General features: G+C 41.2%; 21 protein-coding genes and 1 pseudogene. 18 read left to right on the top strand and 4 right to left on the bottom strand.

Features of this window, described 5'->3' with window-relative positions; genetic code table 11:
* Nucleotides 1–164 precede the first annotated feature (164 nt).
* On the top strand, nt 165–779 hold the full coding sequence (locus AC6EJC_RS19285; RefSeq protein ID WP_007428879.1) for a DUF47 domain-containing protein: 615 nt from the start codon (nt 165–167) through the stop codon (nt 777–779).
* Nucleotides 780–793: 14 nt separating this feature from the next.
* Entirely contained in the window at nt 794–1,783 is a 990-nt protein-coding gene (locus AC6EJC_RS19280; protein ID WP_444955347.1) for an inorganic phosphate transporter, read from the top strand.
* Between the two features lie 32 nt (nt 1,784–1,815).
* Here the strand turns inward: AC6EJC_RS19280 and AC6EJC_RS19275 are convergent, their stop codons facing one another.
* A complete protein-coding gene (locus AC6EJC_RS19275; protein ID WP_341162233.1) occupies nt 1,816–1,959 on the bottom strand; it encodes a hypothetical protein in 144 nt (47 codons plus the stop codon).
* Nucleotides 1,960–2,022: 63 nt separating this feature from the next.
* Here AC6EJC_RS19275 and AC6EJC_RS19270 point away from each other — a divergent pair, with 63 nt between their 5' ends.
* From AC6EJC_RS19270 to corA, 5 genes and pseudogenes are all read left to right on the top strand, one after another.
* Entirely contained in the window at nt 2,023–3,471 is a 1,449-nt protein-coding gene (locus AC6EJC_RS19270) for an amino acid ABC transporter substrate-binding protein/permease (protein ID WP_444955346.1), read from the top strand.
* Nucleotides 3,464–4,192 carry an amino acid ABC transporter ATP-binding protein gene (locus AC6EJC_RS19265; RefSeq protein ID WP_039272400.1) on the top strand — a complete coding sequence of 243 codons (729 nt, stop codon included), beginning with the start codon at nt 3,464–3,466 and terminating at the stop codon, nt 4,190–4,192. Before AC6EJC_RS19270 ends, AC6EJC_RS19265 begins: the two co-directional genes overlap by 8 nt.
* Before the next feature lie 420 nt (nt 4,193–4,612).
* Nucleotides 4,613–4,765 (top strand): GNAT family N-acetyltransferase, encoded by a 153-nt coding sequence (locus AC6EJC_RS19260; protein WP_444955345.1) that lies wholly within the window; start codon nt 4,613–4,615, stop codon nt 4,763–4,765.
* A 12-nt stretch (nt 4,766–4,777) separates the two neighbouring features.
* Nucleotides 4,778–5,041 (top strand): annotated as a pseudogene (locus AC6EJC_RS19255) (GNAT family N-acetyltransferase); the annotation flags it as partial.
* Between the two features lie 176 nt (nt 5,042–5,217).
* The gene (gene corA, locus AC6EJC_RS19250; RefSeq protein ID WP_444955344.1) at nt 5,218–6,177 is read left to right on the top strand and encodes a magnesium/cobalt transporter CorA; all 960 of its coding nucleotides are present in this window, start codon (nt 5,218–5,220) and stop codon (nt 6,175–6,177) included.
* 6 nt (nt 6,178–6,183) lie between these two features.
* Here the strand turns inward: corA and AC6EJC_RS19245 are convergent, their stop codons facing one another.
* Entirely contained in the window at nt 6,184–6,699 is a 516-nt protein-coding gene (locus AC6EJC_RS19245) for a tyrosine protein kinase (RefSeq protein ID WP_444955343.1), read from the bottom strand.
* Between the two features lie 228 nt (nt 6,700–6,927).
* On the opposite strand from AC6EJC_RS19245, the gene AC6EJC_RS19240 reads away from it, so the two are divergent.
* From AC6EJC_RS19240 to rlmD, 4 genes are all read left to right on the top strand, one after another.
* The gene (locus AC6EJC_RS19240) at nt 6,928–7,218 is read left to right on the top strand and encodes a YerC/YecD family TrpR-related protein (protein WP_007428885.1); all 291 of its coding nucleotides are present in this window, start codon (nt 6,928–6,930) and stop codon (nt 7,216–7,218) included.
* Nucleotides 7,218–8,006: a sirohydrochlorin chelatase gene (locus AC6EJC_RS19235; protein WP_444955342.1), complete on the top strand. Its 789-nt coding sequence runs from the start codon at nt 7,218–7,220 to the stop codon at nt 8,004–8,006. Before AC6EJC_RS19240 ends, AC6EJC_RS19235 begins: the two co-directional genes overlap by 1 nt.
* A gap of 173 nt (nt 8,007–8,179) precedes the next feature.
* A complete protein-coding gene (locus AC6EJC_RS19230) occupies nt 8,180–9,061 on the top strand; it encodes a diacylglycerol kinase (RefSeq protein WP_444955341.1) in 882 nt (293 codons plus the stop codon).
* Nucleotides 9,062–9,285: 224 nt separating this feature from the next.
* Nucleotides 9,286–11,001, top strand: coding sequence for a 23S rRNA (uracil(1939)-C(5))-methyltransferase RlmD (gene rlmD / locus AC6EJC_RS19225; protein WP_444955340.1), 1,716 nt, complete (start codon nt 9,286–9,288; stop codon nt 10,999–11,001).
* A gap of 532 nt (nt 11,002–11,533) precedes the next feature.
* Here the strand turns inward: rlmD and AC6EJC_RS19220 are convergent.
* Nucleotides 11,534–12,004: a hypothetical protein gene (locus tag AC6EJC_RS19220; RefSeq protein WP_444955339.1), complete on the bottom strand. Its 471-nt coding sequence runs from the start codon at nt 12,002–12,004 to the stop codon at nt 11,534–11,536.
* A gap of 83 nt (nt 12,005–12,087) precedes the next feature.
* Nucleotides 12,088–14,694 carry a hypothetical protein gene (locus AC6EJC_RS19215; protein ID WP_444955338.1) on the bottom strand — a complete coding sequence of 869 codons (2,607 nt, stop codon included), beginning with the start codon at nt 14,692–14,694 and terminating at the stop codon, nt 12,088–12,090.
* Between the two features lie 577 nt (nt 14,695–15,271).
* Between AC6EJC_RS19215 and AC6EJC_RS19210 the strand changes: the two genes are divergently transcribed.
* From AC6EJC_RS19210 to AC6EJC_RS19180, 7 genes are all read left to right on the top strand, one after another.
* Entirely contained in the window at nt 15,272–16,399 is a 1,128-nt protein-coding gene (locus tag AC6EJC_RS19210; RefSeq protein ID WP_444955337.1) for a DNA cytosine methyltransferase, read from the top strand.
* Between the two features lies 1 nt (nt 16,400).
* Nucleotides 16,401–17,489, top strand: coding sequence for a type II restriction enzyme NmeDI-related protein (locus tag AC6EJC_RS19205; protein WP_431090385.1), 1,089 nt, complete (start codon nt 16,401–16,403; stop codon nt 17,487–17,489).
* Between the two features lie 480 nt (nt 17,490–17,969).
* Nucleotides 17,970–21,137: a hypothetical protein gene (locus AC6EJC_RS19200; RefSeq protein WP_444955336.1), complete on the top strand. Its 3,168-nt coding sequence runs from the start codon at nt 17,970–17,972 to the stop codon at nt 21,135–21,137.
* Between the two features lie 44 nt (nt 21,138–21,181).
* The gene (locus AC6EJC_RS19195) at nt 21,182–21,490 is read left to right on the top strand and encodes a hypothetical protein (RefSeq protein WP_444955335.1); all 309 of its coding nucleotides are present in this window, start codon (nt 21,182–21,184) and stop codon (nt 21,488–21,490) included.
* Between the two features lie 84 nt (nt 21,491–21,574).
* Nucleotides 21,575–21,763 carry a DUF5659 domain-containing protein gene (locus tag AC6EJC_RS19190; protein WP_444955334.1) on the top strand — a complete coding sequence of 63 codons (189 nt, stop codon included), beginning with the start codon at nt 21,575–21,577 and terminating at the stop codon, nt 21,761–21,763.
* Between the two features lie 21 nt (nt 21,764–21,784).
* On the top strand, nt 21,785–23,926 hold the full coding sequence (locus AC6EJC_RS19185; protein WP_444955333.1) for a hypothetical protein: 2,142 nt from the start codon (nt 21,785–21,787) through the stop codon (nt 23,924–23,926).
* 425 nt (nt 23,927–24,351) lie between these two features.
* Entirely contained in the window at nt 24,352–26,556 is a 2,205-nt protein-coding gene (locus AC6EJC_RS19180) for an ATP-binding protein (protein WP_444955332.1), read from the top strand.
* Nucleotides 26,557–26,708 lie beyond the last annotated feature (152 nt).

Raw genomic sequence — 26,708 nt, 5'->3', positions numbered from 1 at the left:
AAAAAATTGTCGGATAATGACCTTCCATGTCGGGCACTGTATACGTATATCATGAATTTTGCTTTTACAAACATACAAAAACATTGATGAGTGTGATAAGATAGCAAAGGTTGTCTATTGCAGTCGAAACAGGTTGCGGATATTTTCGTAAAGGGGTAATCGTTATGAGATTGAAGAAAAAGGATATATTCTTCGAGACGTTGGAAAATATGGCAGATACGATCGTGCAAGCAGCCGATTATTTTGCCCAACATACTTCAAATCTTCAAGATGTGACTTTGTTTACAAATGAGATGAAGAAGTATGAAAATAAGTGTGATGATTACACACACACGATTATTACTGAGCTGAACAAAACCTTCATTACGCCGTTGGAACGCGACGACATCATGGAACTGACAACAACCATGGATGATGTGCTGGACGGTCTTGAAGCGACGGCTTCCCGTTTTTATATGTACAACATTACGGAGCCGGACGAGTATATTGTGCAGTTCGCTGATATTTTGCGTCAATCAGCTTACGAAATTCAGAAGGCTGTACATTTGCTTTCACAGAAAAAATTGCTGGCCATTCGTGAATACACTATTCGCCTGAATGATTTGGAAAATCAGGGGGACGAATTATTGCGTATTTGCATCAAAAACCTGTTTGCAACTGTAACTGACCCTATTGAACTGATTAAACGCAAAGAATTGTACGAACGCCTTGAAACGACAACGGATTCATGCGAGGATGTTGCAAATATGCTGGAATCCATCATTATGCGTAACTCGTAAGGGAGCCCTTTTACATGGATACAAGTTTACTGGTATTGGGTATTGTTATTTTTCTTGCTCTGGCATTTGATTTTATTAATGGTTTTCATGATACGGCGAACGCTATTGCAACTTCGGTATCGACCCGTGCATTGACCCCACGACGTGCAATTATTATGGCTGCCGTCATGAACTTTCTCGGGGCAATATTATTTACAGGGGTTGCCAAGACCATTGGTGGAAGTGTCGCTGATCCAACCAAGCTTACGAATGGAATTGATATCGTGATTGCGACGCTGATCGCTGCGATTATCTGGAACCTCTTAACCTGGTGGTTCGGTATTCCTTCATCCTCTTCTCATGCATTGATTGGTGCGTTGGCCGGAGCGGTGTATGTAGGTGCGGGATCGGATAAATTAAACTGGAGTGGCTTTATCGGGATTGTCGAGGGACTTATTTTCTCCCCGTTGATTGCTTTTGTTGTCGGTTACATCGTGATGATGATTTTAAAATACATCTTCGCTCGTCGTAGTCCGCATACGGTGAACAAAGGGTTTCGTACAATGCAGGTCATTACGGCAGCGATTCAGTCGTTCACGCATGGTACGAATGATGCTCAGAAGGCGATGGGGATTATCACATTTGCTCTCGTTTCGGCGGGGTATCAGGACCATTTGGAAGTACCCATGTGGGTGAAAATTTCAGCCGCAACAGCCATGGCGCTGGGTACGTCTATTGGGGGCTGGAAAATCATCAAGACGATGGGAACCAAGATTTTTAAAATCGAGCCAATTAACGGATTCGCAGCCGACATTTCGGGAGCTTCTGTTATTTTCACAGCCACATTGCTTCATTTACCCGTAAGTACCACTCATGCCATTACTTCGGCTATTTTGGGTGTGGGCTCTGCGAAGCGCTTCTCCGCTGTGCGTTGGTCGCTGGCTGGTCGTATTATTATTACTTGGGTTATAACGATACCTATTTCTGCACTGTTAGCTGGATTGATTTTCAAAATTCTTTTCTAGTTCATTATTATTTCTTGAAAAAAAGGCACACACTAAAGGATACACAATAAGCTTCCGTCCGCTTTTTGCGGCAGGGGCTTATTGGCATTCTGGGGCAAAACGGCTTCTTCAAAGTTTACACCTCCAGATAGTTCCATGAAACATTTTTCAAAAATAGCTGACATCAAAGTAGTCAATTTTTAATAACTCCTGTAAAATAAACAGAAAACTTTGAACCGTTCAACTGACTGGAGGAACTTATGCAAAAATCTAGAAAACTAATAGCACTCATGATTTGTTTGTTTTTTGTGGTTGCCCTGGCTGGTAATTTCGGTGTAGTGGCACATGCAGAAAATAAAACAAAGTATGATATCGGCACGGATACAACGTTCGCGCCTTTTGAGTTTGAAGATGTAAATGGTAAATTCGTCGGAATCGACATGGATCTGCTGGCGGCTATTGCCAAGGATCAAAATTTTGAATATACCATTAAGCCTCTTGGCTTTAACGCGGCAGTGCAGGCCCTTGAAACGAATCAAGTGGATGGTGTCATTGCCGGGATGAGTATTACCGATGAACGTAAGCAAAAATTTGATTTTTCCGAGCCCTATTTTGATTCAGGTGTCGTCATGGCGGTCCGCAAGGATAATGATACGATTAAACGCTATGAGGACTTGAAAGGACAACGTGTCGCTGTCAAAACAGGAACGGAAGGTTACACGTTCGCGGAATCCATTAAGGCCAAATACGGTTTTACTACAGTACCGTTCGACGACTCTTCGCAAATGTATGATGAAGTTAAAACAGGTAATTCGGTTGCCTGCTTTGATGACTATCCGGTACTGGCGTATGGAGTAAACCAGAATAACGGCCTTAAGCTGGTAACGGATAAGGAAAAAGGTGCTTCATACGGATTTGCTGTCAACCAAGGCAAAAACCAGGAGTTGCTGGAGAAATTTAATGCAGGGCTCGTTAATCTGCGCAACAGCGGGGAATATGATAAAATTTTGGCCAAATATCTTGGCGAATCCGGCAAAGGTGTGGCACCTGTGGTGCAAAGCCGCTGGGAACTGATTTCTGCTTCGCTGCCTTCGTTGATCAAAGGAATGGGGAATACGTTGCTGTACACACTTGTATCTTTGCTCGTAGCCTTTTTCCTGGGGCTGGTGTTTGGCTTTATGAAGGTAAGCCATAACAAGGTGTTGCGTGGTATTGCAACTGTTTTCGTCGATATATTCCGCGGTATTCCGCTGATCGTGCTTGCTTTCTTTATTTACTTTGGTATTCCACAGGCACTGGATTTCAAAATGCCGCTTTTTGTCGCGGCCGTATTGACGTTATCCCTAAACGCGGGTGCTTATGTGACCGAAATTATCCGTGGTGGTATTCAGTCCATTGATCCGGGACAAATGGAAGCAGCTCGTTCACTTGGTCTACCATACCGGACGGCTATGCTTAAAATCATTTTGCCACAAGCTGTGAAAATCATGATCCCGTCGTTTATCAATCAGTTGGTTATTACGTTGAAGGATACTTCCATTTTGTCTGTTATCGGTCTGGTCGAATTGACCCAATCGGGTAAGATCATTATTGCGCGGACATTCCAATCCTTTGATATTTGGCTGGTCGTTGCGGTGATGTATCTTATCGTCATTACAGTCCTGACCAAAATTTCCAACCGTCTTGAAGGGAGAGTTCGCCGTGGGTAAAATTATCGTTAAAGACCTGAAAAAAAGCTATGGTAGTAACCAAGTGCTAAAGGGCATCGACATGCAAGTACGTGAAGGCGAAGTTGTATGTGTCATTGGCCCCTCTGGTTCGGGGAAAAGCACATTTTTGCGTTGTATGAACATGCTTGAAGAAATTACCGCAGGCGAGGTCATTGTCGACGACTACAACTTGAGTGACAAGAACGTGGACATTAACAAAGTCCGTGAAAATATAGGTATGGTATTTCAACATTTCAATCTGTTTCCGCATATGACGGTGCTCAAAAACATTATGTTCGCGCCGACTGAGCTGGGTAAACAGTCCAAGGCAGAGGCCCGGGAAACGGCTATGAAGCTGCTGGATCGTGTAGGTTTGGCCGATAAGGCAGATGCACTGCCAGGACAGCTTTCCGGCGGTCAGAAGCAGCGTGTGGCGATTGCACGCGCGCTGGCAATGAACCCGGACATTATGCTGTTCGACGAGCCGACCTCGGCGCTTGATCCTGAAATGGTTGGAGAAGTGCTGGGTGTAATGAATGATCTGGCTCGCGAAGGCATGACGATGATGATCGTAACGCATGAGATGGGTTTTGCACGCGAAGTAAGCGACCGTGTCGTGTTTATGGACGGTGGTTACATCGTAGAAGAAGGAACGCCACAAGAGGTGTTTGGTAATCCGAAAAACGAGCGGACCATTAGTTTCTTAGAGAAAGTATTGTAAGAGGATTAAAAGTGAGGCAGGGTTTGTGGGTGTAGGCAGAAATCTCGTTGTGATACGCTCCGCGTCCCATTTGATCTTTCGATCGCTGTTGCCCCTGAATTTTTGGACTGTATAAGACTTTATTAGGTGTTAATCAACTGCAAAGGCGAACGCTGCCGCTTCTACAGATTCAAATGGACCGCTGCGCTACTACTCGCTGATTGCCCTTTTCGTGCAAAGAGCCTGCCTCATTTTTGAATGAGTGGGTGCAGGGGGAAGAGGGCGAGATGCAGCGCGGTGCTTGCTGCGCCGATGGTAGGCTGAGAGTGAGTGCATTCGGTTAATGCGTGACTGGTGATTGTGTGCTTAGCTATATGATCCTGAACGGCGTTCGGGAAGACATTCATTACCTTGGTACATCCTTAAGAGGGAGTGGGTAATTTGAAGATCAGGGCTTCAAGGCAAGAGGATATTCCAGCATTGGCTTATTTGATGGAGGAGCTTGGTTATCCTACATCTGTAGAAGAAATGAAGCAGAGATATGATCGTATCGCTTCTGATCCTAACTATCATACCCTGGTGGCTGAAGATTAAGGGGAAGTTGTTGGGATGGTTGGATTACATTCCGATATCTTTTATGAAAGAAATGAAGATTACGCGCGTATCGTCGTTTTTGTGATGGATTCAAAACATCGTAATAAAGGCATCGGCAAGGCGTTAAATGAGGAAGCGGAAGCTTGGGCAAAAGAGAAGGGTTTGGTTGCCATAGCTTTGAACAGCGGTAATCGGAGTGAGCGACAGGATGCGCATCATTTTTATCGCCGATTAGGGTATGAAGCGACCAGCACAGGGTTTGTGAAAAAGATTTAATTTATAATGAATTGGTTATTTTATAAGGATATCTTGGGGAAGCATGTTGGCCCGGAGATATCCTTTTCTTTATTAAAGCATATGGAATATAGAACTTGAGATTTGTATAATGCTGAATAGCTTATATAGAATATAAATAACATAAAAGCTGGCAGTGTAAGCGAGGGGGACGTACGGTGATACGTACATTGGCTATAGGTCATGATCATCAGGTAACAGTGGGAAAACCATTGGAGCAGATTGTCATGGAGGATTACATATGGATATGGGCAGATTTTAACGAGCCTACAGATCGCGAGTCGGAACTGCTGACGAGTTATTTTCATTTTCACCCGCTGGCTGTGGAGGATTGCATGCATGTTCTGCAACGCCCTAAATTGGATTATTACGAAGATGTACAGTTTCTGGTCGTGCATGCACTTAATGTAGATACATTAGATGCGGAAGAAGTGGACATGTTTATTAGCAGCCGTTTTTTGGTTACATATCACCATCATGAACTGGAGGAGCTGGATCAAGCCTGGGAGCGGATTGTCCAGCATGCGAATGAACGCAAAATATGGTCGCGCGGACCGTTGGCTGCAGCCTACACGGTGATGGACAAGTTGGTAGATAACTATTTTCCGAGCCTGTTCATGATTGAGGATGAATTGGCCGAGCTGGAGGGCTTGGGCGAACACGAATCGGTAGAGGAATTAATGAAGCAGGTATTTGCCCTGCGTGGTAGGCTGCTCAAGCTGCGCCGTACTATTGTACCGATGCGTGATCTGATGTACCGAGTTTTGAATTCGCAGCACGTGCAGGGTCAAGGGGATCATATGGCTTATTTTACCGATATATATGATCATTTGTTGAAGCTGACGGACATGCTGGAGGCCGACCGCGAGATGACAGCCGACCTGAGAGACAGTTATATATCGCTCAATTCCAATCGTATGAATTCAATTATGAAGACGCTGACCGTGATTACGACCGTTTTTATGCCCTTGACGCTGATTGCAGGAATCTATGGTATGAATTTTTCGAATATGCCCGAGTTGGGCTGGAAATATGGATACTTTGGCGTACTGTTTTTCATGTTTTTGTTGAGTGTTGCGATGGTGATCTGGTTTATGCGCCGAGGCTGGTTCAAATAAGATAGCCTACTTTCTTTTGCGCTTGCGCGGACGTCTGCGCGGGGTAGTGGTGCTTTTGCGCTGTGTCTTTTTCCGGCGTGGGCGTGGTGGTGTGTATTCATCCAATTCCTCGGCGATATCTGTTGCAGAATTTTTGCTCGTGGATTTACCGAATGCCGGGATCGCGCCCATAATCAGCTTCGCCATTGGAGCAAATTGCTGCACACTGGACATGACCTTTTGCACCTTGCCGAAAGTAGCAACAATTCCATCAATGCCGCCCATACGGTCAATGAAGCCTTTGATTTCGTTGAGATTACCGAGGTTGCCAAGACCCCCAAGCAGTCCTCCTTTGGCTGGAACCGGGTCTGGTGTGACCACGGCAGAATCCGTAATACTCGCTGGCGCCTCGTAAGGAACCAGCCCGGAAGAACCGGCTTGCGGAACCTCGCTGTATGGATCGAGTCCGGGATAAGGAGATGAACTATACGGATCGGAAAGGGAACGCTGTAGCGGCCTCCGATGATAGTAGTGTCCAGGCATGAGATCACATTCCTTTGCAGGTTGATACTCTACTGTATGTTACAAACGCACAGTGGGTTTAGGCGCGTGTCCCGAAATCAGGTATAAAAGCGGATTTGGGCATTCGTACGGTATGTTTCTATGGTCATGTAATGTTGTTCTGTAATGCGTGAAACCGTTAATGCTTGAAAAACCGACTATTTCTCGAGTACAATGAGGAGAGATTGTAACCTTGGGAGATGATAATCCATGCAGCTCAAAAAGCTTAATGATAAAAGTATTGATCAATTGTTCGAAGCTATTTTAACTCTTAAAAATTTGGAAGAGTGCTATGTATTTTTTGATGATCTGTGCACGATTAATGAAATTCAATCCCTCTCCCAACGTCTAGAGGTTGCCCGTATGCTAGGCAAAGGCAGCACATATAATCAGATTGAAGCAGAGACGGGGGCCAGTACAGCCACGATTTCACGTGTTAAACGTTGTCTGAACTATGGTAATGACGGGTACAAAATGACTCTGGAACGTCTGGGACGCTAATGCGGAGCCCTGGGATACTGGTAATCAGCCATGGCTCTAGGGAGCCATATTGGGTGGAACAGGTGGATCAGGCAGTTGCGAAGCTTCATTTGCCGGAAGAAATGCCGATAGAGGTTTCATTTTTGGAAACGGTTAAAGGAAGATTGATTCAAAATGGTATTGATCGTCTGGAAGCCTTGGGGGTAACAGATTTACTGGTACTCCCTTTGTTTGTATCGTCCGGCAGTACGCATGTAGATGAGATTAGCTATGCGCTGGGAGTCAAAGATGCGCCGGACAAAGAAACAGATTTGGAGCCGTTTCGAATGAAGGCGCAAGTGCATTTTGGCAGCCCGTTGGATGACGGAGAAGATGTTGCCCACATGGTGTGGGACAAGGTTCGCCCGCTGTCGGTCAATCCTGCGCGAGAGGTCATTTTACTCGTGGGACACGGCAGTGTGCACAATGGCTTTCTTCAGCGCTGGGAGCGGGGAATTTCTTCGTTGGCCCATACGGTGCAAAGCGTGAGTGGTATCATCACGGACCACGCTTTGCTAAATCCCGAGAGTGTGCACGACAAGGCAGCGTATTGGAATCAGGAGCGGGGTCATGATGTTATTGTGGCACCGCTATTTTTGAGTTCGGGATATTTTACAAGTCATATGATTCCTAAACGCTTACAGGGGCTTGAATACCGTTATTCAGGAGTTCCTTTATTGCCGCATCCTTTACTCACAAGCTGGATGGACAGGCAAATTCGTGAACTACTGCAAAGCATGCAGAAGCAAGCAAGGTCAAGCAATAGGTAGTCTGATTCGGCTATAGCGTTACTCTAACCTTAAATTCCCTTATTTGGATAATAAATGGCTCCTTTTATTGTAAAAGAAGTCTTTTTCCAGTATGATGATATTTTGTACAGACTGAATGTGATGAACTGCAATGTGAATATAAATATCATTAAATATACGGGTGGCGTAACGGAATGAAAAGAGCTAGATTAATCTATAATCCGACCTCTGGGCGTGAGGAAATGAAGCGTCGTCTTGCGGATGTTTTGCAGCGCCTGGATGAAGGTGGTATTGAAGCCTCTTGCCATGCAACTACGGGTGAAGGGGACGCAACGCGTGCCGCAATAGAGGCCGTTGAGCGTGGGTATGATATGATTATCGCCGCTGGTGGCGACGGTACATTGTATGAGGTCATTAACGGGATGGCTGAAAGGGAAAACCGCCCGCCCCTGGGTGTGTTTCCTCTGGGGACGACGAATGATTTTGCCAGAGCACTGGGCATCCCCAAGCAGTGGGAGGATTATTGCGACCTGGTTATTCGCCAAAATCCGAAGCCGCTGGATATCGGAAAAGCCAATGACCGCTACTTTATCAACATTGCAGGCGGGGGGACTTTAACCGAGCTTACGTATGAAGTTCCGAGCAAGTTAAAAACGATGATTGGCCAATTGGCCTATTATTTTAAAGGTATGGAGAAGATGGTCAGCCTTGCTCCACAGGAGTTGATCATCAAGGCATCGGGTCAGGAAGTGATACACGACGAGTTTATGCTTTTCCTGATTGCGAATACGAATTCGGTGGGCGGGTTTGAAAAGCTTGCTCCCGGGGCGACAATAGATGATGGGCTGCTCGACGTCATCGCTGTGCGGAAATGCAATCTGGCGGAAATGATCCGATTGGTAACACTCGCGCTGCGTGGTGAGCATTTGCAGGACAAGAAGATTGTTTATTTCAAAACAGATTACATGGAAGTAACCTCACCCGGCTACGTGCAGCTTAATCTGGATGGCGAACTGGGGGGCACCTTGCCAGCGACTTTCAGGAATTTGCCGCATCATTTGAACGTTTTCCGGTGAGGAATGATGAGAAAAAGATTTTGTTTCCGGGCGGTATCGCAATGTAGTATACGGGATGCAGAGTAGGTAGTTGTTTTTTTGTGAACATATCGGTCCTTGCCGTTCTCCGTGGGGGAGTAACGGCATTTTCGAGTTGATGTTTGTATGCTTGGATAACGTTGGTATTGTGTGTATTTAACGAAATATGATGGGTATGAAAAGAAGATCAGAAAGAAGTGACAATCATGACGAATAACCGTAGCGGACGTGGAAAAAGCCGCCGGAATGCAACAACAGCAACTCCTGTTCAAGGAAAGCAGCACAAAAAGACCATGCAGGCGAAAAGGGAGAGAGAACCGGAACAGTCTCGAGTTGGAACTGGAAAGGGCCAGCTTCAAGTCGAAATCAAAAATGAAAATAAAAATGGAAATGTGAAAGATGTGGATCGGAAAAGAAGGGAAAACGGACGAGATTCTCGTCGTTCTTCCAACGGTGGACGGAGTCAGGATGCTTCCAATCGTAACCGATCCAGTATAGAGCGCGCAGACCTGCCTGTGCAAAAGAACGATGAGGTCGTGATAGACATCATCGGTATGAACCACGATGGCGAGGGTGTAGGACGTGTCGAGGGTTTTACGCTGTTCGTTCCAGGTGCGTTACCGGGGGAAAAGGTACGGGTAAAGGTGCTGAAAACGAAAAAGCAGTATGGCTATGCCAAGCTGCTGGATATCGCGCAGGCTAGCCCTGACCGGATTGCAGCTCCCTGCGCCATCTACGATCAATGTGGCGGATGCCAGATCCAGCATATGAGCTACGAAGCGCAGCTCAGCTGGAAACGCCAGCATGTCGTGGACGTGCTGGAGCGTATCGGGAAGCTGAGTGTGGCTGGTGACGACGGCACGCCCGTTGATTTGCCGCGTGTACAAGGCGTAGTCGTGCATCCTACACTCGGTATGAGTGAGCCTTGGCGATACCGTAACAAAGCCCAGGTGCCGATTGGTGTCACCGAGGGTGGGCTTGTCGGCGGTTTCTACGCACGTGGCAGCCATCGAATTGTGGATATGAACACCTGTCTCATTCAGGATGAGCGTAATGACGAAGTTGTCGCGCGCGTGAAAGAGATTGGCCGAATGCTGGGCATCAGTGCATATAATGAAGAAACCGGACGCGGGCTGCTACGCCATGTCGTTGTAAAGACCGCTTTTCGCACGGGTGAAATGATGCTGGTACTCGTCACGAATGGGCGAGATATTCCGCACGCTGATGCGTGGATCGGTAGTATCCGTGAGCATATCCCACACGTGGCAAGCATATGCCAGAACGTGAACACGAAGCGAACGAACGTTATTTTTGGCGACGAGACTCGTGTACTGTGGGGTCGTGACGTGATCTACGACTACATTGGAAACGTCCAGTTTGCGATTTCCCCAAGATCCTTTTATCAGGTGAATCCCGTACAAACAGAAGTGCTGTATAGCAAAACCGTCGAATATGCTGGACTCACGGGCAAAGAAACGGTAATTGATGCGTATTGCGGCATTGGCACGATTTCTTTGTTCCTCGCTCAGCATGCGGATCAGGTGTATGGGGTGGAGATCGTCAAAGAAGCCATCGACGATGCACGGAGCAATGCGCTGTTGAACGAAATGCGCAATGTGAAATTTGAGGTAGGCGCGTCCGAGAACGTCATTCCTGCATGGAAAGAGCAAGGGATCACCGCCGACGTTATCGTCGTCGATCCACCCCGCAAGGGCTGCGATCCACGCCTGCTCGACACCATTCTGGAGATGAAGCCAGAGCGCGTGGTGTACGTATCCTGCAATCCAAGCACACTGGCGCGGGATTTAAGGATACTGGAGGATGGCGGGTATAGAACAGTGGAAGTGCAGCCTGTAGATATGTTTCCGCATACGGTGCACGTGGAGTGCGTGGTAGTAATATATCGAGATAAGAAGCATTGATGTACGAGGGTTTAAGAGCGACTTGAATATGTTTCTGCATTCAAAAAATAGCATTAGGGTTGAGTGCGGGGACATATTTTATTTAAAAAGGTATGTGGAGTGTAAAGTGTTACTAGCTTTTAAGGATGCTACGGAGCAAAGAATCCTTTATTGCGCCTTTATTGGCAAAATTACACTCGATCCATTTGCATATAAAGAATATGACTATGTTAGGTATAGCCTTTGATGAGGTTTGGAGAGGATAAGTAGTATCTGGACTCAGTGTCTATCATTTGATTGAAATAATAGCTCTAAGGGAGTATTCGACAAAAGAAGATAGTGTAACCTATAAAAGTAAGTATAGAATGTTTAGATGAAGAGGATTACATATCTGGTATTCATATTAAGAGCGTCAACTGTTGAATACTTTGTAACAAAATCGTGCACTTCCATATATTGTAAACACGTTAGAATAAAATTTCTTGTACATACTAAGCTTTTTTACTTTGGATACTGTTCCACTCTCTGGCTTTCCTAGGTATAAAAGTACGCCCTAATTAATTTTAATATCATTGAATACAAAAGAATGATTCATCTGTAAAGTGATGTTATGGCTTTTCCATTTCCAGTTAAACAGGTCAGTGTTTGAGTTTTCGTTTAATTTTAAACGATTAAAATTAAGCGCTTGAGCAATTTCCTTTCGAATCAATTCTAGACGTGAGTCGGTCAACCATTTTTGCCAATGGAAAGGGACTTTATAATAGCTCAAATAAAGAGACTGTAAAAAAGAGTCAGGAAGCATATCATTGTAAAGAACTCGCTGATAAGAATAAATCTCCCCTTTACTAGTAGAAACAATTACAAAAGCATGATCAAAGTAAAAGCAAAAAGCGACCAAGCCTTGAGGAGTTTCTGTTTTATGGCTTTTGTTGAATTGCTCAATTAATAATTGACTAATATGCTCTTTTATAAATAAATCTGGTTCAACCTTAAAGAGTTGCTCGCTTACTGTCAGCAGTGTCATATCGAACCTCCTCAAAAGACAACCAACAAGAACAAATGTTCCTGTTGGTTTTTATTATATCATTTATTAACTTGAGATAACAGTTACTTTTTTCGAATTAATTTTTTTGTAAGTTTAGTTGTATTTAAAATCGGATAGCTTTCTGCAGCTATTTCGATATCTTCAAGCTGTTCATCAATATACTCTTTTGTAATAATGACATCATCTGTTGTAAATATGGCAGCGATTTGTTTATAAAAAATATCAGGTGTTTTATCGATTTTATCTTTATTAGCAATAAATTGATCGTATAAATAGGCCAAATCTCTGGAATTGATAAATACTGGTTTTGTATGGTGACCTTTAACAATTTCCTCACGTAAAAATTCAGCCATTGCTCGTGCCTGTTTCTCTCTAAATTTGTTGCCAATAAAAATATGAGAAGTTATTTCTCTTGAAGTGCAATAAGCTGAAATATTAACCAGTCTGTTTAACTGATTTATATAATGCAGGCTTTTTCGATTTTCAGAAGATCCTAGCTTATAGCCGGATTTTTCTAATGTGAATTTACAATCATAAGTGAATGCGTGTTTTATTTCGGTAGAAAAGGAGCCGCTATTTTCCTTATATTGAATTGCAAAAATTCCTTCAGGAACAGCATGACCAGTGTATTCTTTTCCCCATTTCTCGGAATTTGGAAAAAGATGTTTAATGATTGTAAATGTATCATCTTCAAGCATGTTTTCATCATACATATCTTCTAAAGAGGATGTTTTATCACCAATATAAGTTAGGTTTTTTGTTGCTTTCATTGCAGCAGTCACAACCAAATGATGAGTACGCTTTTCCAAATCCTTGAGATAATTCTCCATTAGATTAAAGAGTTGACCGGATTTATTTTGAACATAAATGTCACCAAATGTAATTTGTTCTACAGTTTCGATAGCATAGCGGTCACTTGTCTGCTTATCAATTCCATAACATATAATAATTGTCGGAATCAATTTTCGTTCTATCCATTCAAGGGTCTTTTTAGGTAACAGACTGTCTGTAACCAGTATTTGATAGGGTTTATCCTTATACAAAAAGCGCTTAAAGGTATATTTGCTTTTTTTATATGTTTGTGTAGATGTTGTTGGATTACCACAACTTTGATGATAGTTTACGAACGTATTAATCAATTGATGAATATAATTTTCAATGTTTTTTCCTTTTGGAACCAATTCCTCATTAGTAAATTGGTTAATAGGTTCATCACATTCCGGACAGATCAATTGTTGTTCCTCATCATCTACGGAGAGCACCTTAAGTGTCGCCCGATTTGTAGTAGTAAAGCTACAAGTTGGATTCGAACAATGAAAACTGTTTTCCTCATTCACAACGATTAATTGATGTGCATTCAATTCTTCGTATATTTTTTTATGCTCATGCGTGAATGGATTGGTACTGGCGAATCTGAAAATCTGGTCAACTTTGAAGGCCTCGCCACCATCAAATTTATTTCGAACAGGTTGATCAAGCGGAAAACCAAACTTCTTTAAAAATTTTTCTTTAATAGAATTTTTGGTTGAATCATCTAAATTACTGTCATTAAGCTTGAAGATTACATTTCCATCTTCGAGAACAATTGAACGAATGGACTTGGAATGTTTCTCCGAACGAAAACCAATTTTCTTAATATCCTTAAGGCTGTACAAGTCAACAATACCTCTATTAAAAGCATCATTAACGCTAGGCCAGATGTCACTGCCTTTGAGCTGTAAAATAACATCGGGTGATTTAATAAGCAAAGAGTTGGAAAATGTAATAGATTCGATGGAAAAATCATCAGGCTCTTCATCACCGACAGGTGTGCCTTCCCGAAAAAGCTGAACAATATCTTCCACATTATAATTACTGAATACGCTATTCTCCATTTTGCGAAGAATCGTATTAAATTGTTCATTAAAATATTTTTTTACGCCAATTGCATCGCTAGAAGATGCTTTAATTTCCAGTGTATGCTTGCTGTTGTCTAACGAGAATAGAATTTGATCACGGTCTTTAATCCGCTTGTTTTCGTCATAGCCGGGTCTTTTAGAGTCTTTTATCAATTTGTATAGGAGATAGATCGAATGTTTTTTATCTATATCACAGTGGGCTACCGTTCTGTACTCGCTACTATGACCTGAATTTCTATACAGGATATTGACAAGCTGCTGTTGAAAAACAGAATCCTTACTCAATTTGCTTCTTATATCAGGAAAATCTTTACCCGCTATATAAATATCACCGGAGATTTTATTCCTCCATTCGTGTAAAACAAATACCTCAAGTAGCCAGTCTGGATTGGTATAAAATAAATGAATCAGTTTGGTAAGTGGAGAGATAGACGGAGTAGCATAGTCCGGCACTTTACAGCGGAACACTTCTTCTACCGCCTTTTTCTTTCTCTTTAAAAATTCTTTTAAAAAGAGTAGATTCAGAAATTCTGGGTTATCTTTTAGATTTTGGGTCCATTTTTGTTCCTCTTTAAAATCAGACAGCTTCAGAATTGATTGCAGGCCTTCTTTATCTGTCGGACTTAAGTAAGCGATAAATGCTGATTTAGCGGCTTCTGCTTTTTGGGTATCTGAGTAAATTTCTGAAATTTTTTCGTGATTTACGAGTAGATTGTCCCAGTATACTGAATCAGCCTTAGCTTCATGGGCGATTTGCGGTGTGTTTGACATTCGATCAATTCCTCCGACGTTCTATAAGCTACAGGAAAGTAGTACATATAGACTAATAATCATAATTCTTTTATACTATAATCATGTAAAAAAATCCAATAATTCTAACAAAATAGAATCTGTTTTTGGTTTCATCTGACAGAGGCAGGTTATGCCTTTACTCACTTGTTCTTATCCTTTGTACTGTTCCATAGCATAAGTAAGATGTACTTTGATATCGGCTCGATGATCCATGTCTGGATACAGAGCAACTTTGAGGGAAGCGCCCATGTTAACAGAAGAAGTACATAAAAAAGTAGATATATTATGGTTGATAGTTTGAAAGCTCTATTAAAAAAAAGCTGTTTTTAGTGATTACAGAAATAAGATTAAAAGATTTAATGAGGAGCAAGAGTAGCATCGTTCCAAAAGGTATAATTGCCTTTCCTAAGTTTGTATTGTTTTAACTATCTAAAGTGTTGGCTGGTTCTTACTAGTCAATACTTTTTTATTTTGTTATTATTAATTGTTAAGAAAGCAGAGAATGAATTTTAAGATTTGAAATGTCTAAATTTGATTTGAGGTAGGATAAACAACAATGGATAATGCACCAACTATCTTTTCATTTTTTTCCGGAGCAGGTTTCTTGGATTTAGGGTTTGAAAAAACCGGATATAATGTTGCGTTCGTAAACGAGTATCATCGTCCTTTTATGGAGACGTATATACACTCACGCAGAGTTATGGGGATTCCAGAACCTGAATTTGGATATCATTTATGCGACATAACTGAGTTTGAGCAAGAGGCTGAAAGTGAGTCTTTATCAAGATTAATTAATAGAACAAAAAATGAAAAACGTTTAGTTGGATTTATTGGTGGTCCTCCTTGTCCTGACTTTTCTGTGGCTGGAAAAAACAGAGGTCAAGAAGGTGAAAACGGTAGGTTGTCTGCAACATACATTGATTTAATTTGCAAACAAAAGCCTGATTTTTTCTTGTTTGAGAATGTAAAAGGACTTTGGCGAACAACCAAACATCGAGCGTTTTATGAAGAGATGAAAACAAAACTGCATAGATGCGGATATTTAACAACTGAACGTTTAATTAATTCAATTGAATATGGTGCACCTCAACAGCGTGAACGTATTATATTAATTGGTTTTCAAAAAGGTGTATTAAAGAATCTAGGGATTAAGCTTGATGCAGGTCAATCTCTAACAGATATCTTCCCTTGGGAAGAACATTTGAAATATCGTATTGATGATATTAATGCTATGCCCTGGCCTGGAATGGAACCATTTCTTGAAGAAGGTGAGCGTGAAAAACCAGAAGGTATTAGTGAAGAATTGACAGCTGATTATTGGTTCAAAAAAAATGATGTTGAAAATCATCCCAATGCTCATCAATACTTCACTCCAAGAGCAGGACTGGCGAAATTTTTAGTTATTCCAGAGGGGGATGATTCTAAAAAGTCATACAAGCGTTTGCATCGATGGAGGCCCTCTCCAACAGTAGCGTATGGTAACAATGAAGTTCATCTACATCCATATAAAGCTCGCCGCTTGTCAGTTGCTGAAGCATTAGCACTACAAAGCTTGCCGAAAGAATATGAATTACCTCCAGCCATCACGTTATCAAACGCATTCAAGACAGTGGGAAATGGTGTTCCTTATGAAGCAGCCAAAGGAATTGCTGAAACTATTTTGGATTTTTTAAAGGTGGATTAGAATGAGTAGACTAACCGCAGCTAACCTTGTCCATGAAATTGGAATGTTGCCAAAAAGCAGTGTATATAATTACGTTCACAGCAAGACCCCTACACTTATCAAAATTGTTAATGTGGTTAAGCCAGAAGGACCAATTGTTATTCAAAGGATTCGCCCTAATAAAGGTGAGACCTGGAATAATGCTAAAGAAGAATCTATTTCTATGCAAATGATTTGGAGGTTAGCAAATACACTTGCTCCAAATCATCCAATCAACGTAGATAGAATATTTGGTGGAAGCTACAATACTCGTTCTGCTCTGGAAGCATTACTTGCTCACACACCTCAATTTTATTATTGTTATCCAGGTCGTATTGAGAGCATTAGTTCTAATAGTAAGATTAAACCCGGTCATAAGCATATCATGTGGTGTCCAGATAATCCTCATGCTCCAAACGTTATGGTCAAAGCAGAAGTGGATATAGTTATTTCAGAAGTTCCTAATACTGAAATTGTCTATGATGCATTAGTTCTACCAGACGAGATTCAAACTCCCGAATTAGACATTGAGATGAAACGTAGACACTGCCAAATGCAAATAGCTCTTATTGAAATTGGTCAACATCTTGGTTTTAAAACATGGATTGCTCAAAATGATAAAGGCATTGTTTATAAGAATCGAAAAATAGGGGAAATGGAAGATGTTATTACTTCGCTTAAAAAAGAAGAAAATGTGATGCAGAACTTTTATGATGCTCAAAAGGCGGCATTACTTATTGATTGTATTTGGTTTAAAAATGGAAAGCTAATGCCAGCTGTCATGGAAGTTGAACATAGTACAGGAGTTACAAGTGGTTTAACACGAATGAAAGGGCTACAAGATGCATTACCACCCTTCCCAACTCGTTATGTCATTGTAGCTCCTGATGAGGATAGGGATAAGGTTTTTAGAGAAGCATCTAGGCCTCAATTCCAATCCTTAAACACTAGATTTTTCCCTTATAGCGCAGTTGAAGAAATGTATGCCTTATTCAAACGACGTAAATTAAAAGGTATTACAGAAGAGTTTTTGGATAGCTATATGGAGCCAGTACTGACTCAGTTAGCTTAAAAAATAGGCCTGCCCTCATTTTATTGTGGGTAGGTTATTTTTTTTACAATTTCACTTTTGGGCCTGTTAAAAGCATTCAAATTGAACCGAAGCAGAGATTTACCAAAACAACGTACGAAGATTTATTTGAAAGTGATAAATATAAATACAGCATTTGTTAATAATCTAAGTTGCAACAATAATGATGTTGAGTTTACGCTGACGAAAGACTTGGAAAGTTCATCGATCTCTTCTTTATTCAACAAAATTGAACGAAGTAAGTATCTATGAAATTCTGAATAAGTTTTTGGATGTATTATTATGTTCAAGGCTTGTATTTAGTTAATATAATAAGTATCTGTCCTTGACTTTCTTGTTCCCTTTTAAATCTTTTCTTCTTAAGTTTGTCCAATCGTTGTCTTTTAAAGCGAAGGTATATGCGATATAATACATATAAGAACACTTGTTCTGTATCGACAATAATAATATCGGAGGATTCGTATGATCAAAAAAAGACAGTATCACATATGGCAATATCAACTTGACGATGTAACAGAGCAAAGTGGCGAATTTTTGCTGGCCTACACTTTAGCAGATGCCAAGCAAACAAGTGAAACTTTCATGTATTACATTTTGCACGAGAAAATAATGAATAAGAAATTCGATGCTACAGTAGAGTACATAACCAATCAAGATACTTCCAATCCAAAATCCAATAACAGCAAGCCGATCAGAAAAAAGAAGAATATTCTCTCTATCATGACCATCGAAACGGGACGTGGACGTAGCGATGAGGACAATGACAAACTCAAACGTTTGCTGGAAAAGGGCTTTACAGCCATCTATTCAAATACAAAAGGTCAAGAGATTGCTCGCCATACCTATGTATTTCTGGATAATATCCTTTCCGGTGCTCAAAACAAAGAATGTCGCCAGCTATTTGTACTGGAGAAGTACGCTGAAGCATTGAAGGCACATGTTTCCTTTGGAACCGAACCGACCCAATGTACGGTATCTAAAAATCTGACGCGCAATGCCCTAATGACGACAGATGTGTATCTCTGCCCTATAGATATGAAGCAGTTAACCATCTGTATTCTCCCCGACAAAGAAATACCCGTAACGGAAGATGTAGAGATGATCCTTCCATATCAGCGTACACCTGAAGAAGAAGGCAGGTATGTTAAGCTTCAAGCTTATATGGAAGAAGAAAAACACTATGAAAAGCAGCGCCAAAAAATCAACCAAAAGGTCAAAGAGCATAAAATCGAACTTCCTATCGCTCCTAACGATAGAGAGCAATACAAAACGACTGGTCGCTGGGAAAAAGAGAATAGCAGACGAGTGACTTTAGAGCATCTTAGTAAGCCTGCATGGAAAGTCGAAAAGAAAGATGGCGTTTCGGTTCCCGTATGGACTATCGACCAGACTGAGCCGTATGAGAAAAAAGAACTTCCAATCACACCATGGTCAACGGGCTTACACTTAGCCGAGGTGAAAAATCATACGGTCATGGAAAATGTGTTTGATGGTATGGGTTTGATCTCAAAAGAGTTAGGACGGCAAATGGAGTGTTTCCTTGAGGTAGACTATACGATTACAGGTTATCAATTACGTTTGCCAGCAATCAAAGGTTTCTTTCCCTGTGTGGATTTTCATGGATATTTTCGTAAGCATAACGTGAAGCGGATTCAGGATATATTTGGAACGTGGCATGATGCAGACAAGATCGATATCTTGACCACCGAGTCTACTTTTAAAGCAAAGCTACAAGTAGTCAGAGAAAAGCCAGACGGTTCAGAGGAGAAAGCCTGGTTATTTCCCTCAATAGCAGCATACCAGTCTAAATTGATCGAGTATGGCTACGATACGATTGGTATCTCCAATATTGCCAAGCCAGTAGATGAACAATACCGGAAATCATCGTACCAGTTATTGTTGGCTCTTGATCTTCAAGCCAGAGATATCTTGTGTTTATCCCATGTGCAGGGTGATCTCATATATCGGGCATTAAGTATCTATCGCAAAGAGGAGTTGGACTGGGAAGATCTCCGCTATTTGCAAGCCTTCCTGCACTTGATTCATCAAGAAAATTCAGATAATGGAATTGGTAAACAGTGCAGCGATGCTATTCATGCTCTGCACCTTAATAAAAAATTGGCATTCGATCATAAAGTAAGGCAAACGATTAAGGAAGTAATCGACCATAAAATAGATGAAATGGGCTTGGGAAAATTTTATGTTGAAGCCAAATATCTATATGTAACTCAAGACATTTTAGCGTTTTTGTCTTACGCTGCGGCAACGGATCATCATACTTGGAAATATACAGGGTTTCTATCTGCCAAGCAGAGTTACTGTGGCGGTGCGATATTAGGTCAGAATTTATTTGCGAGAAATCCGATCATGTCTTTCAGTGAAATTACCCGAACCACATTCGTGGATTATGAAGGTGAGGATGCTGAGTTTATTCGTCATCTCGACAACATTGTGCAGCTTCCTTTGGGGACAGAGCCAGATCGTCTTGGCGGCGCAGACAGGGACGGCGATGAATTACTAGTTCTGTCTACAGAATTAAATTTGGTCGAGACTCAGATTGAATATCTACAGCAGTACAATTTTAAGGTTAATAACGAAAAAAGTGAACACCACGGTAAAAATCGACTTGACCTGTTGAATGATAATATCCAGCAGCATTTTGCGGAACGTTTTCCCGCTGAGGCTAAAGTATCACTGGCAGACTATGTGATCAATTCACTGGTACAAGTCAACGATGCAGATAAATCTACTGCTCCTTCACAGGAATGGAACAAGGCAAATGTTATTGATTTTATTATTCGCTCTGAAGATAAAACGGGAGAAATCACCGATATCAATACGACGATAGAAAATATCGCTAACGCGCAAGAAAGGTTATTGCAATACAAGTTTCCAATTGCGATCATGAAGCATTTACAAGCCCTATGTATAGATGCTTCCAAATCGGGTCTGTTCGACCAAGTTGTCATTCCAGACGTGATTCGGCATCGGTTTGGAGTGTTGAAACCACAATTTACATTTTTCAAAGACGGAAAAACTTACAACAAGGATCGTAAGCACACCTCGGCTTTAGATCTGCTTGCCAAGTCCATGTTTTCATTTAAGAAATATATAAACCGAATCATGATAGACGATACGGATCTGAAAATTCGGAAACATCAGTTTGAGAATATCTATCAGTATTTTCAAAATCCTGACTTGGATACAGTGTATGTGGATCAAACCATCAATGCGTTAAAGACAACTTATGATACGTTCCTGCAAAGAAATAAAGAGCTAACACAAGAGAAGCAGAGCCTGAATCCATTCGCATCAGACGAGAAGCAGAAGCGATTGCGAAAAGAAGTGGATGCCAAATTTGCGGAGCTATATCGGGAAACGAAGGCAGTAGCGGAAAGCATATGCGATTGTCCTTCTCTACTTGCTACGGCTGCTGTGCGGAAGACTTACGTGGACTCCAAAGCGAAAAATTCGAATGAAAATTATTCCTTTTGTTGGGTGGTCGCCAGTGAAGGAATGCTGCAAAATGTACAGCTTCATTATGAGGACAAAGATAAAGTATATATCCAGCAGGCAAAGAGAGCGATGAACATACCTTTGAGTGGCTGGGCCGTAACTATACTACGGTGATGAAACGAGAAGCTTACACATTACAATGGCCTAAAGGCAAAGATATGAGCATTCCTAATAAGTACCTTAAACGACAGGATGCGAAGCTCGATGATCTCATCGGCTACCAAATCTCCTTGGTAAGCAGCGAAAAGAGGATATGGAATCCCAAAGAAGTAGCAGAGAAAATGTTGGGACAAACGTATACCTTGTTTGATGACCGTGGCTGGCTTGGCGTAGCTGAAGGATTGAGTATTGCTCGCAAAACAGGAGATACCATCCTCAATTGCTATATGAGCAAGTCGATAACCATTAAACAGATTATAAAGACAACGAACGCTTCTATCATTTGCCAGGCAGACTTTCGAGCATAACCATGCGGCTTGCCAGCCGATAGAGAGGGATGTGGGGGGATTAACCTTTCACATTCCAATCATTAATATATGTGGAGGTCAGATATGGAAAGCGATACAATTGTCATTACTCAGTCTCGAATGGCAGGATGGCTGATGTTTAATGGATTTAAGAAAGTAAATGAGCGTTTAGACTTAAAAGATGACAATCGTGTGATTTACATATTTAATAACTCGCCGCAACTGCGGAAAACGATGGCACAATACAACCAATTTAAAGCTCGTTTATTGTAATTCAGGCAGGTGATCATAACGATGGAGCAGACGACGAAAAAATGTATCTATAACGAAGTTACTTACAATAAAGAATTCAAGGATGGTCAGCTTTTTGAGCGTTTGTTTAGTGTAACGATTGATTCTTATAAAATTGATGATCTCATTATAAACAACTCAAAAGTAAATGATTTGGCAACGGAAGTTTCTAATCGCTTCGTTACCACTTTTCAACATTCATATCAGAAATCCATATCGGATAAGCAACAGCAATTTTCACAGGACTGTACGCGACTTATTTTTAGCGAATTGAAGCATCCCGATAAAGCTGTAGTCATCCCGGCTAAGGCTGGATTTGGCAAATCGACTTTGATCCAATCCATTGTAGAAACGCTCATTAATAACATCGGTGTATTTCATGAACATGAAAAAGAACTGGATTTGGGCATGATCATCGTCAGTGATCGGATCAAAGACTTGAAAAATATACAATTCAAAATTCGAGAGCAATTTGGTTACTACGATGAATTTAAAAAAGTGGATTGGGTATATGTGATGGAAGGCTGGAACAAAGAACACTGTCTGAATGGGATTACCGAATATGTCAAAGGGAGCTGCTCCAGCCGAAACTGCCCCTTTTACCAAGACTGTTGGGTATTTAAACAACGATTTGATCAAAAGAACAGTCCCATTGTGGCCATGAGCAAGGAGCGATTTTCTCATTATAGAACGGATAAACTAAGTACATTAGCGACTTATAATTGCTGGGGAGGAGCACGCCCACGTAATATCATTATGATGGATGAAAAACCAGTCCTTGAGAAACAAGTGAACGTGGATGAGAAGCTCCTATTAAAACTGTCAAACGCAGTGAATGAGATTCCAATTTTTGATTCCGAAACGACGAATAACAAAATGTATATGAAACATGTTCTGCATCAAGTACAGGGTAGAATACTGGATTTGCAGAATCAGTATAAAGAGTATCGCAGTAGAGTTATACTTCACAATGAAGACATTTTTGAGGAAAAGTTTCTAGAGCTTTTTTACAAGTATCTTCAACCCTTTACAGAGGAACTCGCTGCGATTCAACTATTTTTCCAATCAGGAGGATTATTCTGTAATACCTCCAGTTCTATTTATTTCAAAGTGATTTTTCCTAAAGAAGAATTCCGCTTCGAACAATTTAGAACATATATTTTTGATGCAACAGGTGAAGGAGACCCTAGCTACACCCCAGAATTCGTTCACTTTAATATCGATGACTATAAAGAATATGACAACGTTACCTTTCATATCATAAACGAAAATATGAGTAGAAGTGCTATTGAAAACTCCAAATCCAAGTTAAAAGTGGTAACCAACTGGATTCGAAAAAATTTCCACGAACCCACGTATGTTGTTTCTTATAAAATGAGTGGCAAAATGAACATCAATAAGCAACTTACCAAACAACTCGAACATCATCCTTATGTTGTCTTGGATCAGGATCAGAATGGAAAAAATGTAGTTCCTTACTTTGGGAATACCAAAGGGAAAAATCTATTTCAACATTGCCGGAAAATGGTTCAGATTGGCTGGAACCGTTTACCCTCGGATGAAACCCTAGCTGTTTTTATATATACATTTTTGACTATGGATCGTTTAGCTCAATTAAATGAAAGCGACATGAATAAAGTACAAAACTATATTCAGTTTGATGGAAAAACGAGCCGATTTGGTCATGATAATCTCAACATATTTGAATTGCGAAGAATGTTAGTAGATTTGGAACAAGAGGTATTCCGAACCAAAGTGCGAGATTTTAGTTCAGATGAACAGGTTGACATCTACTTATTTGGTGGCGATTTTCGCTTGAAAGAAATGATAGGCCAACGATTTAAAGGATGTACATTTAAAGTAGAACAGATTCCAGAATTTGATTTGGAGAAAAATCACCAAAAGGGTGTAGATAAACAAGAAAAACGACTATACACCTATATTGAAACATGGGATGGACAATCTATCGCGGTTACGGAAGTACGTAAACAATTGGACATTACAGATACTTATTGGAGTAGACTGATCAAAAAGGAAAACATTCAACTTATGCTCAAGCAGCATGGAATCCAAATTTCACGGCTAAAAGGTGGAGGGAGACAGCAGTATTTGCATCGCTTTGGTGAAACGGATCTTAAATCCTAACTTACACACTTTTCTATAATAATATATAAGAAACCGTGCAAGTTGAGAAATCATAATGAGCCGCAAAGGGGTTGGGTGTGGGAGGGGAAACGGCGGCAGGTCGATGAATACCCGTTTACGTAGCGTAGCGAAGTGGTTTTTATCGAGATGGTGATAGAGTTTCCCCTATCCCACAAGTAGATGAATAATATAAAGTTCCATTAAAACTAATTTTACATAATGATTAGAGAATTTATTAAATAGGCTATTGATATAGTAGGGTGCTTCGCACAGGGCTTGTCAGCCCGTAGAGAGGTCGTGATGTGAATACACGTTCTATTCAACGGCTAAATTAATAGAGTTATAGATTATCACTTTAAAATTTTCATGTTTCATATTGAATTTTAATCTTGCTCAAAAAAATCGAAAAGGGAGAGATTTTAAACTTGGATTTGATCACAACTCAGGATTGGACAAAATTTAGAAATTTAGAAACACTACCACAGAAAGCTGGGGTCAGCCGGGACAAACTTGGACTATTGGTTGCGAAGGAGTTGGCAGATAACGCTCTGGATCATTGTGGACACTGTGAAGTGGGATATGTGGAACCGAATGGATTCTATGTAAAGGATCAAGGTGAGGGAATCAATCCTGAATTATTGCCAAAGCTATTCTCCATTAATCGTCCGTTTCTGTCTAGTAAAATACTACGGATGCCAACTCGGGGAGCATTGGGAAATGGACTTCGTGTCGTATCAGGTGCGGTTATTGCTTCGGGTGGGAGTTTATGCGTATCCACACGTGGACAAAGATATCAGATTCATTTCCAAGCAGATGGAACTTCTACGGCTAAGCAAGTAGGCGATTCTCCTCATACGGGAACGAAGATTGAAATTCAGTTTGGTGATTCGTTAACGCCAGATCTACATTGGGCAGAACTAGCGATCCTTTATAATCAAGGCGAAGAGTATAAGGGGAGAACATCTGGCTATTGGTACACGTCAGAAGCATTTTATGAATTATGTCAAGGATATGCAGGCAGTGTACGCGAGTTGGTTGCAGAGTTTGATGGTTGCACAGGGACGAAAGCTGGAAAAGTGGCAAGCGACTATAAAAACAAATTGGGTCAATCGCTTTCGTTTGATGAAGCGGAATTATTGCTTGGTGCAATTCGGAATCACAGTAAACAGGTCAATGGGTCTCGTTACAGTAGTATGAATGGAATAACGGGTTATGAATATTACAAGTCCAGTGGTGAATTTACAGTGAAAAGTGGTAGAGGAGTATATAACGCCGAAATCCCGTTTACAGTTGAAGCTTGGGTTGATTTCAATAAGTCTTCTGGACTGGATATCCTCGTCAATAAATCTCCAACTACAGGATGGAACCAACTTAGCGTAGATAAAAAATCAGTTACTGTATTTGCGAGTGGCTTCTATGAAAAAATTGAAATAAAGCCTTGCCACATTATTCTGAATATCACTACTCCCTATATGCCGATTGTGAGTGATGGTAAGGAGCCTGATTTAAATTGGATGAAGGATGAAATTAAAGAAGCTATTCAGAAGGCAGCGAAACGAGCGAAGAAGCATATAAGCAAAACGGATAAGAAGAAGTCACAGAAGGTTATCATTCTGGCTCATTTACAAGCAGCCATCAACAAAGCAAGTGGTAACGGTAAGTACCCCTTCAGCTTACGCCAACTGTATTATGCCATACGTCCTTATATCATCTCAGAGTTAGGTCGGCAGCTTGAGTATGGAAATTTTTGTGGAATCATCACCAACTATGAAAATGAATGCGGAGAGATTCCAAATTTGTATCGGGATAATCGAGGTGTATTGTATCACCCTCATACAGGTGAGGATATTCCTATCGGTACATTGACGGTTCAAAACTATAGTCGACCGAATTGGACATTTAATAAAATCCTATATTGCGAAAAGGAAGGTTTATTCCCATTATTAAAACAGGCCAAATTTCCTGAACGGTATGATTGTGCATTGGTCACGTCGAAGGGATATGCCAGTCGAGCCGTTAAGGATTTGCTGGATATGCTGGGGGAAACGGAGGAGGAACTGCAATTCTTCTGTATCCATGACGCTGATGCTGCTGGAACTAAAATCTATGAGACATTAGTGGAGGAAACGAAAGCTCGCCCAGGTCGAAAAGTACGAGTGATTAATTTGGGACTTGATCCAGAGGAAGCTGTTCACATGGGGCTAGAAGTGGAAAAGTTAGAAAGGAAGCGAGACGAGAAGCCTGTAGCGGGTTATGTAGCTGGCGAATGGAAAGATTGGCTACAAACGAATCGAGTCGAGTTGAACGCCATGGATTCGGAATTATTTGTTTCTTGGCTGGAAAGGAAGATGTCTGAGTATGATAAAGGAAAAGTCATTCCAGATTCATCAACGCTTATGCTTAGCCTAGAACAAAGCATTCATGAGCGTGTCAAGCAAGAAGTTACGAATGAGATTTTACGAAAAGCCCATTTGGAAGAACTTATAGATCAGCGAATGGCTCACCTTTTGCCTGAATTAAATGAACGATACAAGGTATTGGAAGAGGAAGTATATCATGTACTGGACAACCAACGGGAGCAATGTTGGCGAGAGGTCATTAGTGATATAAGCGATCAAATTGAATTGTAGAAGCTAGCTGAGTCACGATTCAAAATTTGTAGTTTTACGACAAGAAATTTAGCAAGTTGAATGATGATTGAAATATCAAAAATTTAAAAATACATATCATACACGGGAACTCTGGCTACGAGCTAGGGTTCCTTTTTCATTTAGAGAGGAGA

The sequence above is a fragment of the Paenibacillus sp. TY11 genome (genome assembly GCF_059772165.1).
The sequence above is the reverse complement of the archived record's forward strand: the minus strand, read 5'-3'. Positions and strand labels throughout refer to the sequence as shown.

Bases quoted from the DNA above. Each gene is read 5' to 3' on its own strand.
- AC6EJC_RS19285 (WP_007428879.1), top strand. From the start codon at position 165: ATGAGATTGAAGAAAAAGGATATATTCTTCGAGACGTTGGAAAATATG.
- AC6EJC_RS19280 (WP_444955347.1), top strand. From the start codon at position 794: ATGGATACAAGTTTACTGGTATTGGGTATTGTTATTTTTCTTGCTCTG.
- AC6EJC_RS19270 (WP_444955346.1), top strand. From the start codon at position 2,023: ATGCAAAAATCTAGAAAACTAATAGCACTCATGATTTGTTTGTTTTTT.
- AC6EJC_RS19245 (WP_444955343.1), bottom strand. From the start codon at position 6,699: ATGCCTGGACACTACTATCATCGGAGGCCGCTACAGCGTTCCCTTTCC.
- AC6EJC_RS19240 (WP_007428885.1), top strand. From the start codon at position 6,928: ATGCAGCTCAAAAAGCTTAATGATAAAAGTATTGATCAATTGTTCGAA.
- AC6EJC_RS19235 (WP_444955342.1), top strand. From the start codon at position 7,218: ATGCGGAGCCCTGGGATACTGGTAATCAGCCATGGCTCTAGGGAGCCA.
- AC6EJC_RS19230 (WP_444955341.1), top strand. From the start codon at position 8,180: ATGAAAAGAGCTAGATTAATCTATAATCCGACCTCTGGGCGTGAGGAA.
- rlmD (WP_444955340.1), top strand. From the start codon at position 9,286: ATGACGAATAACCGTAGCGGACGTGGAAAAAGCCGCCGGAATGCAACA.
- AC6EJC_RS19220 (WP_444955339.1), bottom strand. From the start codon at position 12,004: ATGACACTGCTGACAGTAAGCGAGCAACTCTTTAAGGTTGAACCAGAT.
- AC6EJC_RS19215 (WP_444955338.1), bottom strand. From the start codon at position 14,694: ATGTCAAACACACCGCAAATCGCCCATGAAGCTAAGGCTGATTCAGTA.
- AC6EJC_RS19210 (WP_444955337.1), top strand. From the start codon at position 15,272: ATGGATAATGCACCAACTATCTTTTCATTTTTTTCCGGAGCAGGTTTC.
- AC6EJC_RS19205 (WP_431090385.1), top strand. From the start codon at position 16,401: ATGAGTAGACTAACCGCAGCTAACCTTGTCCATGAAATTGGAATGTTG.
- AC6EJC_RS19200 (WP_444955336.1), top strand. From the start codon at position 17,970: ATGATCAAAAAAAGACAGTATCACATATGGCAATATCAACTTGACGAT.
- AC6EJC_RS19195 (WP_444955335.1), top strand. From the start codon at position 21,182: ATGAGCATTCCTAATAAGTACCTTAAACGACAGGATGCGAAGCTCGAT.
- AC6EJC_RS19190 (WP_444955334.1), top strand. From the start codon at position 21,575: ATGGAAAGCGATACAATTGTCATTACTCAGTCTCGAATGGCAGGATGG.
- AC6EJC_RS19185 (WP_444955333.1), top strand. From the start codon at position 21,785: ATGGAGCAGACGACGAAAAAATGTATCTATAACGAAGTTACTTACAAT.